Source organism: Sphingomonas sp. GW821-FHT04B01 (assembly GCF_059420425.1).
On the sequence record NZ_JBWKTR010000004.1, the window covers coordinates 134250 to 148799 of the forward strand.

Here is a 14550-nt window from a genome sequence, read left to right on the forward strand (position 1 = left end):
CGTGAACGCAACATTAACCCTATGAGTCGGTCCGGCTCGGTCAGCAGCAGCGTTGCCGGGCTTAGAGGATCGCCGGGGGTACCGGCCAACAAGGGATGCCTGCCATGAAATCGCGCCTTCTGATCGCCGCATCACTTCCCGTCTTGGCATGGACCGCATCGGTCCAGGCCCAGACGACCCAGCCGGGCTCGACCTATTCCACCACCACGACCAACACCGGCACCGCGGCCGGCGGCGACGCGGCGAACGGCTCGTACAATGCCGACAATTCGCGGGTCAACACCAACAGCTCGACCAACACCGATGCGTCCAACCGCTCGCTGACCTATGCGTATACGTCGAACAAGGCGGTGACCGACAATTCGGTGCTCACCCACACCGACACCGATACCAACAGTTCGGTCAACGACAGCAACAACACCGCGACCAACACCGACGCGTCGGATCGGTCGACGAGCTGGACCGACGGATCGAACCGCTCGACGACCAACACCGACAATTCCAACCGCTCGACGACGAACACCGACGGATCGAACCGGTCGACGACCGCCACCGACAATTCGAACCGCTCGACGACCAACACCGACGCATCGAACCGCTCGACGACCAGCACCAACAATTCGATGAATGACAGCAACAACACGGCGACCAACACCGCCACCGACGCCTCGAACCGTTCGACGACGTGGACGGACGGGTCGAACCGCTCGACGACCAACACCGACAATTCGAACCGGTCGCAGACCTCGACCGACAGCAGCGGCGCTTCGGGCGCACAGGTCGCCGCCAACAACGGCAGCACCGCCACCGACAGCCGCAACCAGTCGGTGACCAGCACCGACAATGCCGACCGGTCGTACACCGACAATTCGGATCGCTCGACCACGACGCACACCAGCACCACCAATTCGGCGGCGAGCGGCGCGCAGGTCGCGGCGAACAACGGCGCCAGCGCGTCGGACAATCGCAACCAGTCGGTGACCAACACCGACAATGCCGATCGGTCGTACACCTATAACGACAATGCCGATCGCTCGACGGTGAACACCGACAATTCGGATCGTTCGACCAGCAACACGACGCGCAATTCGTCCGCGTCGGGCGCCCAGGTCGCCTCGAACGGCAGCGGCTCGGCGACCGACAGCCGCGATCAATCCGACAATTCGCACACGTCGAACACGACGACCAACACCACCACCAACACCGACAATTCGGATCGTTCGACCAACACCTCGACCAGCAGCGCGTCGGGCGCACAGGTCGCCTCCAACGGCAGCGGCTCGGCAACCGACAGCCGCAACCAGTCGACGACCGACAATTCCGACCGGTCGAACCGCTCGCAGAACAGCTCGGCGACCGGCGCGCAGGTCGCGGCGAGCAACGGCGACGCCACCGACAGCCGCAACCAGTCGACCAACGACAATTCGGATCGCTCCAGCCGCAACACCGCGCGCAACGAGGGCAGCGGCTCGGTCGCGACCGGTGGTGACGCCAGCTATGCCGACAGTTCGTCGCGCAGCACCGGATATGCCACGGCCGGCACCGGCGCCGCGTCGACCTCGAACGTGTTCGGCGCCAGCGCGGTCGTCTCGTCGGCGACGCTGGCCAGCTACGTCACCGGCGTCCGCGTCGATTACAACCAGACGCCGGGTGGCGCGAGCGGCGCGGTCGACAACAGCCTGACCACCGGCGACGGCGCGTTCCAGAACCTCGCCGGGCTGCAGTCGCTCAACATGAACACCGGGGCGGGCGCATCGCAGAACTCGGCGGTCAACGTCAGCGTCTCGGCCGGATCGATCAACCTCGGTCAATAAGCCGCACGGCGGAAGGGGTGGCGGTGTCACCCCTTCCTTCCATCGATCGATTGGGAGACCGAGCCATGCGTATTCTCTTCATCGGTGCCACGCTGCTGGCGGTCGCGACGCCCGCCATTGCTGCGGCACAGGCCGTCCCGTCGGTGCCGGCGGCCAGCCCGTTCGAAGCGGCGGATGCGGTCGACGATACCGCGCTCAACGCGGTCACCGGCCAATCCGACCTGTCGCAGGTGATCCGCGCGCAGAACACCGGCGTGGTCAGCGGCAACAGCGTCAACGGCCATTCCGAGACCGGCACGATCAGCTTCGATTCCAGCGCGTTCCAGAACCTCAACGGCCTGTCGCTGCTCAGCGCGAACACCGGCAACAACGTGTCGATCAATTCGTCGCTGAACGTGAACGTCGCGATCAACCAATGATGCGTGCGGCGGTGGTCCTGGCGCTGGCGACGATGGTGGCGGGATGCACCGGCATGCCGCTGCCCGAAGGCGGCAACGGCGTGAACTTCTCGCCGACGCTCAACTTCGCCACGCCGGTGACCAGCCTGATCGGCCGCCGGTTCGAAACGGTCGTGCGCCAGCAATATGACTTCAGCTGCGGCTCGGCGGCGCTGGCGACGCTGCTGCGCTATCATTACGACGATCCGCAGAGCGAGCAGAGCGTCTTCCTCGGCATGTTCCGCGACGGCGACCAGGCGCAGATCCGGCGGCTGGGCTTTTCGCTGCTCGACATGAAACGCTATCTGGCGGCGCGCGGGATCGCCGCGGACGGCTTCAAGGTCAGCGTCGAACAGATCGCCAAGGCGGGGATTCCCGGCGTCGCGCTGATCAACTTCGACGGGTATCGCCACTTCGTCGTGGTCAAGGGGATCGACGACCAGACGCTGCTGCTCGGCGATCCCTCGCTCGGGCTGCGGCGCGAGACCATCCGCCGTTTCGCGAAACAATGGAACGGGGTGTTCTTCGTGCTGAGCGGCCGCAACGCGATCGGCCGATCGCATTTCAACATGGCCGCCGACCTGGTCCGCGCGCCGCACGGCCGCCCCTTCCTCAGCGCCGATCCGCTGGAGAGCGCGCAGCTCGCGCTCACCCGCCCGCAATTGGGAGAGTTCTGACATGCCGATCGCCTTGCTGATCGCCGCGGCGCTCGCCGGCGCCGCCGGGCCGGACGACGACCCGCCCGCGGTTCCCGATGCGGAGCTGGCGACGATGCGCGGCGGACTGCTGCTGCCCAACGGGCTGAACGTCGCGATCGGCATCGACATCCAGACGCGGATCGACGGCGTGCTCGCGCTCCACACCATCTATTCGAGCGAAGGGCCGAACGCCGGGGTGCGCGTCTATACCGACGGGACGACCAGCCCCAGCGCGGCGCCCGGCACCGTCACCGTCGCGACCGGCGATCCCGACTGGCCGACCGTTTCGGTCTCGCGGACGCCGACCGGGACCACGGTGACCGCGCCGGGATCGGACACGCCGGCCAGCGTCAACATCGTCGCCGGTCCCGCGACCGGCTGGCTGGATGCCGCGGGCCAGACGCTGGTGCCGGTCACCGCCAACGGCCCGGCGGTGACGGCGAGTTCGGGGAGCGTGCGGCTGACCAGCGACGATCGCGGGACGCAGGTCGCGCTCGTCACCCCGGCGACCGAGATCCGCCATCTCGTCGGCCAGGCGACCGGCGCGGTCATCGCGAACACCGGCAACGACCGCGCGATAGACACGGTCAGCACGATCAACGTCAATCTGGTCGGCCTGCCGGTCGCGCTGATGAACGGCGTGCTGCTGGTCAACCGGATCGCCGCGGATGCCGCCGGACAGCGCTGAACGACACGACCTAGAGGGGATCACCATCGATGCGACCGGCCGTCTGCCATGCCTTCCTTCCACTCGGCCTGATCGCACTGCCGGCATCGGCCCAACAGACGGTATCCCCCGCCGCCGCGGCCGTGCCTGCTGCCGCCGACGGCACCGAGGATCTCCGCCGCACCCTGGCCAGCGAACGGCAGGAACTGGAGCGGCAACAGCGGGCGCTCGACGAACAGCGCGCCCGTATCGACCGGCTCGAAGCGCGCCTGTCCGGGCGGAGCGAACCCGATCGTGCGGTCGCGCAGACCGCGCTGCCCCCGGGCGGCGTGCCGCTGCCCGCCTCGCCACCGCCCGCGCCGCCGCGCGCCGCCGCCGCCTCGGGAGCGCAGGTGCAGACGGTCGGCGAGGCGCCGTCCGATCAACGGCAGGTGCAGGTCGCGGTGCTCGCCGAACAGGGCGGCATCATCACCAAGGCGGGGCGTGCCACCATGGAGGTCAATTTCGAATATGCCCGCGCCGATCGCAACCAGGTGGTGTTCCGCGGCGTGCAGATCCCGGAAGCGGTGCTGATCGGCGTCTTCGACATTAACGAGAGCCGGCAGGACGTGCTCACCGTCGGCACGGTCGGGCGGCTGGGGCTGACCAGCCGGCTGGAGATCAACGGCCGGCTGCCGTTCGTCTATCGTTCGGACAAATCGGTGCTGGCGCCGGTCGCCAACCCGAGCCAGCCCAATGCCGGGCAGCTCGATCGGCCGGTGAGCGGCGCCAATATCGGCGATATCGACTTCGGCCTGCGCTATCAGATCACCGACGGGCGTGACGGCGCGCCCTATCTGATCGCCGGCGTCCAGGCGGTGGCGCCGACCGGCACCGATCCGTTCAAGGTGCCGCGCGACGCGCTCGGCAATGCACTGAAGGGGGCGACCGGCGCTGGCTTCTGGGGCGTGACGCCGAACCTGACCGCGATCCTGCCGACCGATCCCGCGGTGCTGTTCGCGACGCTCGGCTATACCTATAATTTCGCCCGCGACATCAACCGGCAGATCGGCGCCGCCTATATCGAGCGCGTCGCGCCCGGCAACCAGCCGTCGGCCAGCGCGGGGATCGCGATCGCGCTCAACCCGCGGACGTCCATCAGCTTCGGCTATGCGCAGACCTGGGCTTTGGGCACCAAGACGCGGGTGCGCGCGCTGAACCAGACGACGCAGGCATTGGGCGAGGCGATGACCGCGGAGAGTCGCGACCTGCAGATCGGCCGGCTGCTCTTCGGCGTAAGCTACCGCACCTCGCCCTCGACGACGCTCAACTGGAACGTCGAGGTCGGCGCGACCGATGACGCCGCCGACGTCCGCACGACGCTGCGCATCCCGTTCACCTTCACCGCATATTGATCGACGCGGTCAGCCGACGCCGGTGGGGCCGTCGATGACGCGGCGGACCTTGGTGGCCAGCTCGCTGCGCTTGTAGGGCTTCTGGATCAGCTCGAATTCGGCGCCGCGCGCATCGACGCGTTCGATCGACGATTCGGCATAGCCGGTGGTGAGCAGCACGCGCATCCGCGGGCGGCGACGCTTGACCTCGCGGGCGAGCATCACGCCGTTCATCCCGCCGGGCATGATGAGGTCGCTGAACAACAGGTCGATCGTCCCGACGCCGTCGAGCAGCTCGAGCGCCGCATCGGCATTGTCGGCACGCAGCACCGAATAGCCGAAGTCGGTCAGCACCGCCTCGGCATAGTCGCCGACATCGGCCTGATCCTCGACCAGCAGCACCGTCTCGTTGCCGCGTTTGTCGGCGAGCGGGCGCGACGGCTGCGATCCCTGCGGTTCGACCGCGGCGGCCTCGCACGGGAACAGCATCCGCACGGTGGTGCCGTGGCCTTCCTCCGAATAGAGCCGCAACGAGCCGCCCGATTGCTTCATGAAGCCATAGACCATCGACAGGCCCAGCCCGGTGCCCTTGCCCTGATCCTTGGTCGTGAAGAACGGTTCGGTGACGCGGGCGAGGATCTCCGGCGACATGCCGGTGCCCTGGTCGGCGATCGTCAGCATGACGTATTCGCCCGGTTCGAGCTCGCCGAAGCCCTTGTCGCCCGCCTCGATCGTCCGGTTGCTCGCCTCGATCGTGATCGTGCCGCCGTCGGGCATCGCATCGCGCGCGTTGAGCAGGATGTTGATCACCGCCAGCTCGGCCTGGGTGGGGTCGATCCGGGCGTTGCAGATGCCGGCGCCGCGGTGGATGTCGACGGTGATCGCGCCGCCCGCGGTGCGCTCGATGAGCGGCTGCAACTGGTCGAGCAGATCGTCGAGGTTGACGACGCGGCCCTGCAGCTTCTGCTTGCGCGAGAAGGCGAGCAATTGCTGGGTGAGCGACGCGCCGCGCTCCGCCGCCTGCATCACCGCGCGCATCGAGCGGGCGGCCTTCTTGCGATCGAACTCGCCGTCGCGCTCCAGGTTGTTCAGGATGATGTCGCCGAAGCCCTGGATCACGGTCAGCAGGTTGTTGAAGTCGTGCGCGACCCCGCCGGTGAGCTGGCCGACCGCCTCCATCTTCTGCGCCTGGCGCAGCGCATCCTCGGCGTCGCGGCGGCGGGTGACGTCGAGCTGCGAGGCGAAGAAATAAACCAGCTCGCCATCGGCGTCGAACACCGGCGACATGAACAACGCATTCCAGAAGGCGGCGCCATTCTTCTTGTAATTGAGAATCTCGACCGAGGTCTCGTGACGCTGCTCGATCGCGCGGCGCAGGTCCGCAACCGTCTCCGGGTCGGTGTCCGGCCCCTGCAACAGGCGGCAGTTGCGCCCGAGCAGCTCGTCGAGGCCGTAACCGGTCATGTTGATGAAGGCGGGGTTGGCGAAGACGATGGGATTGTCGTGCTGATGCGGGTCGGTCACGATCATCGGCATCCGCGTCGTCGACACCGCCGCGAAGAAGATGCCGTTCTTGTCGTCGCCCATGTCGTGGTTGACGAGGCTTTGCAGATGCGGCGGTGGACCACCCCGTGGTTTTTCCGGCGTACCGTCGGCCATGACGTTCCAAGCGCTAGAGTAAGGCTTGGCCGCGTGGCACCGCCGATCGTGCGGGAAAACCCACTTGGATTACAGTTGTTCCCAGTTCGGGATGATCCGGATCAGAACGCCGGGTCGTCGCCGGGCAGCGTCGAGACGTGGATGCCGCATTCCACCTTGTCCCAGCCGCGCCAGCGACCGGCGCGCGGGTCTTCGCCGGGCTTGACCTTGCTGGTGCACGGCGCGCAGCCGATCGACAGATAGCCCTGCGCCTCCAACGGGTGACGCGGCAGGTCGTGCTCCTCGAAATAGGCGTCCAGCTGGCTCTTCGACCAGTCGGCGAGCGGATTGAGCTTGAGCCGGCCCTCGTCCTCCTCGAAGCGCGGCAGCGCGGTGCGGGTGCCCGCCTGGAAGCCCTTGCGGCCCGAGATCCACGCATCGAACGGCGCCAGCGCGCGGCGCAGCGGCTCGACCTTGCGGATCTCGCAGCAGCCGTCGGGGTCGTAGGACCAGCGCATGCCGGTCGCATCCTTCAGCCCGAGCATACGCGGATCGGGGCGGAAGACGCGCAGGTCGGTGAGGCCGAGCTTCTCGGAAAGCTCGTCGCGATAGGCGAGGGTTTCGCCGAACATCTTCTGCGTGTTGGTGAAGATCACCGGCACGTCCTTGTCGATGCTCGCGACCATGTGCAGCAGCACCGCCGACTCGGCGCCGTAGGACGAGACGGAGGCGATGCGGCCGGCGAGTTCACCGGTCAGCAACTCGCGCAGCATGTCCGCCGCAGGCACGCCGGCGAAGCGGATCTGCATCGCCGCGGCATCCGCCGTGGTGAAGGGCGGCGCGACGTCCATCACGTCGAGCGCGCGGGCGGGCTCACCCATGACGCAGCTTCCACACCGGCACCACCGCATCGGCGGCGGGCTGGTAGCGATAGTCGTAGCGGTCGAGGCTGCGTTGCAGCGTGTCGGCGTCGATCGGGGCTTCGGGCGCGAAGCTGTCGAAGCCGCAACGGCGCATCAGCGGCAATTGGTCGACCAGCACGTCGCCCGCCGCGCGCAGCTCGCCGGTATAGCCGGCCTCGCGCAGCACCCGCGCGGCGCTATAGCCGCGGCCGTCGCGAAACGACGGGAAACTGACCTCGACCAGCGCGAGCTGGCCGAGCTGCGGGAGCAGGGCGCGCGCGTCCTCACCGGCTTCGAGGCGGACCGCGGTGGCGTTGCTCTGGCCGAGGAAGGCGTCGAGCGTCACCGCGGGCTCGTCGTGCGGCTCGTCGTCGCGGAAGCGGAGCAGGGCTGCATCAACCATAGATCGCCTCCTTGAAGGGTTCGAAGCCGATCCGGCGATAGGTGTCGAGGAAGCGCTCGCCGGGCTCGCGTGTCGCGAGATAGCGGGCGGTGACCCGCTCGATCGCGTCGACGACGCCGTCCTCGGAGAAGCCGGGACCGGTGATCTTGGCGAGGCTGACGTCCTCCGCGCCCGAGCCGCCGAGCGAGAGCTGGTAGTTTTCGGTGCCCTTCTTGTCGACGCCGAGGATGCCGATGTGGCCGGCGTGGTGGTGGCCGCAGGCGTTGATGCAGCCCGAGATCTTGAGCTTCAGTTCGCCAAGGTCGCGCTGGCGGTCGCGGTCGGCGAAGCGCGCCGCGATCTTCTGCGCCAGCGGGATCGAGCGGGCGTTGGCGAGGCTGCAATAATCGAGGCCGGGGCAGGCGATGATGTCGGTGATGAGGTCGAGGTTGGGCTCGGCGAGACCGGCGTCCGAGAGGCGCCGCCAAACTTCACTAAGGTCGCGCACAGCGACGTGCGGCAGGACGATGTTCTGCGCGTGCGTCACACGTAACTCATTGAATGAGAACGTTTCCCCCAGTTCGGCGAGCAGCTCGATCTGGTCGGCGGTGGCGTCGCCGGGGATGCCGCCGGCGGGCTTGAGGCTGACGTTGACGATCGCATAGCCGGCCTGCTTGTGCGCGGCGACGTTCTGGTCGAGCCAGACCGCGAAGTCGGGATCGCTGCGGTCGATCTCGGTCGGTGCCGCCGCGTCGAAGGCGGGCGGTGCGAACATCGCGGTGATCCGGTCGAGCTCGGCGCGGGGCGGATCGATGCCGAGCTGCTTGACCGCGAGGAATTCCTCCTCGACCTGGCGGCGATATTCGTCGGCGCCGATCTCGTGGAGCAGGATCTTGATCCGCGCCTTGTAGATATTGTCGCGGCGGCCGTAGCGATTGTACACGCGCAGGCACGCCTCGAGATAGCTCATCAGATCGTCCGAGCCGACGAAGTCGCGGACGAGATGGCTGATCATCGGGGTCCGGCCCATGCCGCCGCCGACGTAGATCGCCGCACCAAGTTCGCCGTCGCGTCGGACGAGCCGGATGCCGATGTCGTGGAGGCGCATCGCCGCACGATCCTCTTCCGCGGCGATCACCGCGAATTTGAACTTGCGCGGCAGGTAGCTGAATTCGGGGTGGAAGGTGCTCCACTGGCGGATCAGCTCGGCCCAGGGGCGCGGATCGGCGACCTCGTCCGCGGCGGCGCCGGCGTACTGGTCGGCGCTGATGTTGCGGATGCAATTGCCGCTGGTCTGGATCGCATGCATCTCGACCGTCGCGAGGCGGGCGAGGATATCGGGCGTGTCGGCGAGCTTGATCCAGTTGAACTGGAGGTTCTGGCGCGTGGTGAAATGGCCGTAGCCGCGGTCGTAATCGCGCGCGATGCTGCCGAGCATCCGCATCTGGCGGCCGTCGAGCGTGCCATAGGGGATGGCGACGCGCAGCATATAGGCGTGGAGCTGCAGATAGAGGCCGTTCATCAGCCGCAGCGGCTTGAACTGGTCCTCGGTGAGCTGGCCCGACAGGCGGCGCTCGACCTGATCGCGGAACTCGTCGACGCGGGCATCGACGATCGCCTGGTCGTATTGGTCGTATTTATACATGATCGGCTTTCCGGCCTGCGTGCGTGGCGAAGGCTGTTGGGTTCGCGCGAAGACGCGAAGACGCGAAGAGAAGAAGGTTTTTGTTCGCTCGGGGGCGCGGGGGCGCGGACATGGCGTTCGTGCGGTGGCGCGGGGCGGCAGACAGAAGAAGGTTTTTGTTCGCGCAGAGGCGCGGAGGCGCGGAGGGGGTGCGCCGGTGGCGCGCGGCATGAACGCCACCTCCCTTCGTCATTCCGGCGAAGGCCGGGACCCATGGTTGCGGTGCCGCTCGGGGGTGGGGGCGCGGCTTGTTCCGGGTGCTTTGGGCCTCGCTTAGCCTCGACCGATCCGGCACGAGCCTCGTGACAGCGCCGTTACCGTTCCGCGTTTCACTGGTCGCGTCGCGTCCATGGGTCCCGACTTTCGTCGGGATGACGGCATGGGGGATGGCATGCGTGCGTGCCAGCCACGGCCCGGCTCTCCATCGCTCGTGAAGACGGAGACCGGCTACGGCAGGCGCAACTCCTCCGCGCCTCTGCGCCTCTGCGCGAACCAAAACCTTCTTCCGTTCGCGGCGTCGCGTCTTCGCGCGCATCATATCACCCAGCTGCCCGCGGACGGGTCGGCCGGCTTGAGCGTCAGGTCGGGCCGCACGGTCGGACCCAGCGCACGGATGCGGTCCTTGATATGCGCCGGTCGCGGGCCGTCGGGCGTCGGGATCGCGTCGATCAGATAGGGGACGTTGACGCGGCGCGCGCCTTCCTCGGTGCGCAGGATGCCCTCGCCCTCGGTGCCGACGTCGACCGCATCCTCGACATGGCGCGACCAGCCGGTGCCGGTCCACCACACGACATCGCCGGTCGGAAGGTCGTTGCCTGTCAACAGTCTCATGCCGCGGTCTCCTCGGCGGGCCCTACGAAAGTATTACTTTCGTGGGTTCCCTCGACGATCCGCGCCCAGCGGGCAAGCTTGTCCTCGGCGTCCGAGAGTTCGACCACCTCGCCGACGACGATGATCGCCGGGCTCTGCACCGCCTCGCGCGTCACCATCGCGCCGAGATCGGCGAGGAGGGTGCGGATCGCGCGGCTGCCCGCCAGCGTGCCGCGTTCGAGCACCGCGACGGGCATGTCGGGGGCGACGCCGTCGGCCATCAATTTGTCGGCGATGTCGCTGGCGGTGGCGACGCCCATGTAGATCACCAGCGTGCGACCCTGACCGGCGAGGCCCGACCAATCCTGATCGCTGAGCCCCTTGCACTGGCCGGCGACGAAGCTGACCGCGCTGCTGTGGTCGCGATGGGTGAGCGGCAGCATCGCCTCCGCCGCGCAGCCGAGCGCCGCCGAGACGCCGGGGATGACCTCGACCTTGAGGCCGGCGGCGCGCACCGCCTCGACCTCCTCGCCGCCGCGGCCGAAGATGAAGGGATCGCCGCCCTTGAGCCGGACGACGATCGCGCCGGTCTTGACGTGCGCGACGATGAGGGCGTTGATCGCCTCCTGCGGCAGCGTGTGGCGCGCGCGGCTTTTCGCAACGGAGATGCGCTGCGCCTGCGGCGGCGCGATGTCGAGCACGCGCGGATCGATCAGGCCGTCGTGGACGACGATATCGGCACTGCGCAGCGCCTCGACCGCGCGGACGGTGAGCAGGCCGGGATCGCCCGGACCGGCACCGACCAGGATGACGCGCCCGCGGGCGTTGGGGTCGAGAAGCGTAGCCATATCCGCCAGATGGGCCGGGGCGGACGGACGGACAAGCCAGCGTTGCTTTGGCGGGAGTTAGGGGAGCTTTCGATGCCACCGGATGTCCGGCGCGGCGTGTGCCGGGACCATCGCCCCGACGGCGGCGCGGTCGTCACCGAAAAGGATAACCCCATGTTCACGAAGCCTTAGCACCCGTGTCGATAGGCAAGGCAGCATGATACAGGTCAAGCCAGCCGGATGTCAGGGATGCCGCGGCGAGGAGCATGATTTCGCCATCGCGATGGCGTTCCAGCCGATCGTCGACGTCACCACCGGGCAGCCCTTCGCCTATGAAGCGCTGGTGCGCGGCGCGGATGGCGCCGGGGCGGCGAGCGTGCTGGCGCAGGTGACGCCGGAGAATCGCTACGCCTTCGACCAGCAATGCCGGGTCGCGGCGATCGAGGGCGCGGTGGCGGCGGGGATCCTCGACGGCGATGCGCGATTGTCGATCAACTTCCTGCCCAATGCGGTCTATTCGCCGCTCGCCTGTATCCAGCTGACGCTGAAGACCGCGCATGCGACCGGCTTTCCGACCGACCGGCTGATCTTCGAATTCACCGAGAACGAGGAGATGACCGACACCGCGCACGTCAAGACGATCGTCGAATCCTATACCGCGATGGGCTTCGGCACCGCGATCGACGATTTCGGCGCGGGTCACGCCGGGCTCGGGCTGCTCGCCAAGTTCCAGACCGACTATATCAAGCTCGACATGGATCTGATCCGCGGCATCGAACAGAGCCTGCCGCGACGGATGATCGTCGAGGGCGTGGTGCGCATCGCCGAGTCGCTCCGCATCGCGGTGATCGCCGAGGGGATCGAGACGGTCGCGGAATATGAGACGCTGGCCGGGCTCGGCATCCGCTACATCCAGGGCTATCTGCTTGCGCGGCCAGGGTTCAGATGCCTGCCGGCGGTGACTTTGCCCGAGGCGCGTCGCGTCGCGGCCGGGTGAGGCCGGCGGCGCGGTAGAAGGCGGCGATCGCCCGCGGTGTGGCAAGGCGGATGGCGGGCAGGGCGATCGTCTCGACGAAGGCATCGTAGCGGCGGCGGTTGGCCCGGGTGGCGATCGCGATGTGGCGCAGCATCGCCCATTTGACGCTGTCGCGGCCGCCCTCGAGTGCGCCGATCCGGTGGCGGTCGAACCAGCAGCGGGCGAGATACCGGCGCAGGCTGGTCACGGTCGGCACGTCGAGCAGGATGACCCCGGTCGCGCGTGACAGCCGCTGCGGCAGGCAACGCGAATAATTGCCGTCGATCACCCAGCGCTCGCCGAGTATCGCAGCGTCGTGCAGCGCGACGAACGCGGCGACCGGGCGGGGTTGCCAGTCGGTGCCGGGGAGATGGTGAAGCTGGTCGAGATGGACGACCGGCAGGTCGCAGGCTTGACCGATAGCCTGCGCCAGCGTCGACTTGCCGCTGTTCGACGGACCCATGATGCAGATGCGCGGACCGAGGGCGGTGAGGGGCATGCGGGTTATGTAGAGGAGTGCGGCACGCGCGCGTTGCCCGGTGAATCAGAAATAGCTGATCACCGATGCGTTGCCATCGGGATTACGCGCTGCGGCGCGGGCGAGGAGCGCGCGCTTTGCGGTCTTCGCGCGAAATGTCATGAGTTGATCCGTCCGCGCCCACGCCGTCGCCCCGGACTCGTTCCGGGGTCCACCGGGCCGCAGGGAAGCGACCTCGCCTCCAGCCTTTCTCCTCGCCGCGGCGTGGACCCCGGAACGAGTCCGGGGTGACGAAGCTTTCTGGGTAGGCGGCTCGCGCCTCAATGCTTGCCTCCGTGTTCCCGCGTTCCTCCTCCGTGCCGCGTCAGGCGTCGCGCAGGCCGATGCCGATGTTGGCGCGGGCGGCTTCGGCTTCGTTGCTGACCACCGGATAGGCGCAGTAATCGGCGGCGTAATAGGCGCTGGGGCGGTGGTTGCCGCTCCAGCCGATGCCGCCGAACGGGGCCGATGACGAGGCGCCGTTGGTCGGGCGGTTCCAGTTGACGATGCCGGCGCGGATGCCGGCCCAGAAGCGGTCGTAGAGCGCCGGGGTCTGGCTGACCAGCGCCGCCGACAGGCCGTAGCGGGTGGTGTTGGCGAGCGCGATCGCCGCGTCGAAATCGGCGGCGCGATAGACTTGCAGGATCGGGCCGAACAGCTCGATGTCCGGATGTTCGGTGGCCGCGGTCATGTCGATCAGCGCCGGGGTGAGGAAGGGACGGTCGGCGACGGTGCGTTCGAGATGGCGGATCGGGCGGCCGCCGCGCATCAGCAGGGCGAGGAAGCTCTCGCTCAACTGGTCGGCGACGTCATTGTCGATCACCGGCCCCATGAACGGCTGCGGATCGTCATGCGGGCTGCCGACGATCAGCCGGCCGACCATCGCGCAGATCGAGTCGATCAGCGGCTCGTAGAGACGATCCTCGACGATCAGGCGGCGCGCGGCGGTGCAGCGCTGGCCGGCGGTGGTGAAGGCGGACTGGATGACCAGCACCGCGGCCGAATGCAGGTCCGGCGTGTCCCAGACGATGATCGGATTGTTGCCGCCCATCTCCAGCGCGAGGATCTTCTCGGGCTTGGCGGCGAAGGCGCGGTTGAGCGCGAGGCCGGTGCGCGCCGAGCCGGTGAACAGCAGGCCGTCGATATCGTCATGGTCGGCGAGCGCCTTGCCCTCCGCCGGGCCGCCGATCAGCAGGCGGACGCAGGCTTCGGGCACGCCGGCGGCGCGATAGCAATCGACGAGGAAGGCGCCGCTCGCGGGGGTCTTTTCCGACGGCTTGAAGACCACCGCATTGCCGGCGAGCAGCGCCGGGACGATATGGCCGTTGGGCAGGTGCACGGGGAAATTGTACGGACCGAGCACCGCGAGCACGCCATGCGGCTTGTGGCGCAGCGCCATGCGGCTGCCCATCGGCGATTCGAGCCGGCGCTGCGCGGTGCGTTCGGCATAGGCGCTGACCGAGATGTCGACCTTGGCGATGACGCTGTCGATCTCGGTGCGCGCCTCCCACAGCGGCTTGCCGGTCTCGCGGGCGAGCAGGTCGGCGAAGGCTTCGTGGCGCTGGCGGACGACGTTGCCGAAGCGGCGCATCGTCTCGATGCGGACGGTGAGCGGCTGCGCGGCCCAGCGCGCCCAGCCGGCGCGGGCGGCGCCGACCTCGGCATCGGCGTCGCCGATCGCGCCGCTCCACAGCTCGGCACCGGTGGCGGGTTCGTAGGAGATGATCGCGTCGGCCATGCGTACCCTGTCTGTGCTGCTCAAGGGGTTAGGCGAATGGCGGCGGGG

14 protein-coding genes are annotated in these 14550 nt (G+C 68.1%); 6 read left to right on the forward strand and 8 right to left on the reverse strand.

Annotation, left to right across the window (positions count from 1 at the left end):
* The first annotated feature begins 104 nt into the window (after positions 1–104).
* The 5 genes from AC07UH_RS11685 to AC07UH_RS11705 all read left to right on the forward strand — a co-directional run bounded on the left by AC07UH_RS11685 (position 105) and on the right by AC07UH_RS11705 (position 5010).
* On the forward strand, positions 105–1814 hold the full coding sequence (locus AC07UH_RS11685; protein ID WP_495180576.1) for a beta strand repeat-containing protein: 1710 nt from the start codon (positions 105–107) through the stop codon (positions 1812–1814).
* 65 nt (positions 1815–1879) lie between these two features.
* Positions 1880–2233, forward strand: coding sequence for a hypothetical protein (locus AC07UH_RS11690; RefSeq protein WP_038661244.1), 354 nt, complete (start codon positions 1880–1882; stop codon positions 2231–2233).
* Positions 2233–2928, forward strand: coding sequence for a C39 family peptidase (locus AC07UH_RS11695; protein ID WP_038666736.1), 696 nt, complete (start codon positions 2233–2235; stop codon positions 2926–2928). Before AC07UH_RS11690 ends, AC07UH_RS11695 begins: the two co-directional genes overlap by 1 nt.
* Before the next feature lies 1 nt (position 2929).
* The gene (locus AC07UH_RS11700) at positions 2930–3637 is read left to right on the forward strand and encodes a hypothetical protein (RefSeq protein WP_038661241.1); all 708 of its coding nucleotides are present in this window, start codon (positions 2930–2932) and stop codon (positions 3635–3637) included.
* A gap of 29 nt (positions 3638–3666) precedes the next feature.
* On the forward strand, positions 3667–5010 hold the full coding sequence (locus tag AC07UH_RS11705) for a transporter (protein WP_495180577.1): 1344 nt from the start codon (positions 3667–3669) through the stop codon (positions 5008–5010).
* Positions 5011–5019: 9 nt separating this feature from the next.
* Here the strand turns inward: AC07UH_RS11705 and AC07UH_RS11710 are convergent, their stop codons facing one another.
* The 6 genes from AC07UH_RS11710 to cobA form a co-directional block, all read right to left on the reverse strand.
* On the reverse strand, positions 5020–6648 hold the full coding sequence (locus tag AC07UH_RS11710) for a histidine kinase famiy protein (protein WP_495180578.1): 1629 nt from the start codon (positions 6646–6648) through the stop codon (positions 5020–5022).
* A gap of 101 nt (positions 6649–6749) precedes the next feature.
* On the reverse strand, positions 6750–7508 hold the full coding sequence (locus AC07UH_RS11715; protein WP_495180579.1) for a phosphoadenylyl-sulfate reductase: 759 nt from the start codon (positions 7506–7508) through the stop codon (positions 6750–6752).
* Entirely contained in the window at positions 7501–7932 is a 432-nt protein-coding gene (locus tag AC07UH_RS11720) for a DUF934 domain-containing protein (RefSeq protein WP_137897461.1), read from the reverse strand. The genes AC07UH_RS11715 and AC07UH_RS11720 overlap by 8 nt, the downstream gene beginning before the upstream one ends.
* The gene (locus tag AC07UH_RS11725) at positions 7925–9556 is read right to left on the reverse strand and encodes a nitrite/sulfite reductase (RefSeq protein ID WP_495180580.1); all 1632 of its coding nucleotides are present in this window, start codon (positions 9554–9556) and stop codon (positions 7925–7927) included. The genes AC07UH_RS11720 and AC07UH_RS11725 overlap by 8 nt, the downstream gene beginning before the upstream one ends.
* 573 nt (positions 9557–10129) lie before the next feature.
* Positions 10130–10426, reverse strand: a complete 297-nt coding sequence (locus tag AC07UH_RS11730) for a DUF2849 domain-containing protein (protein WP_038661225.1) — start codon at positions 10424–10426, stop codon at positions 10130–10132.
* Positions 10423–11253, reverse strand: a complete 831-nt coding sequence (gene cobA, locus AC07UH_RS11735) for a uroporphyrinogen-III C-methyltransferase (RefSeq protein WP_495180581.1) — start codon at positions 11251–11253, stop codon at positions 10423–10425. Before cobA ends, AC07UH_RS11730 begins: the two co-directional genes overlap by 4 nt.
* 196 nt (positions 11254–11449) lie before the next feature.
* Between cobA and AC07UH_RS11740 the strand changes: the two genes are divergently transcribed.
* Complete coding sequence (locus tag AC07UH_RS11740; protein WP_495180582.1) at positions 11450–12229, forward strand: EAL domain-containing protein; 780 nt, start codon at positions 11450–11452, stop codon at positions 12227–12229.
* Here AC07UH_RS11740 and AC07UH_RS11745 read toward each other — a convergent pair.
* Both AC07UH_RS11745 and astD read right to left on the reverse strand, forming a co-directional pair.
* A complete protein-coding gene (locus AC07UH_RS11745; RefSeq protein ID WP_495180583.1) occupies positions 12174–12746 on the reverse strand; it encodes a P-loop NTPase family protein in 573 nt (190 codons plus the stop codon). The genes AC07UH_RS11740 and AC07UH_RS11745 overlap by 56 nt on opposite strands.
* Before the next feature lie 343 nt (positions 12747–13089).
* Positions 13090–14502 carry a succinylglutamate-semialdehyde dehydrogenase gene (astD, locus tag AC07UH_RS11750; RefSeq protein WP_495180584.1) on the reverse strand — a complete coding sequence of 471 codons (1413 nt, stop codon included), beginning with the start codon at positions 14500–14502 and terminating at the stop codon, positions 13090–13092.
* Positions 14503–14550: the final 48 nt, after the last annotated feature.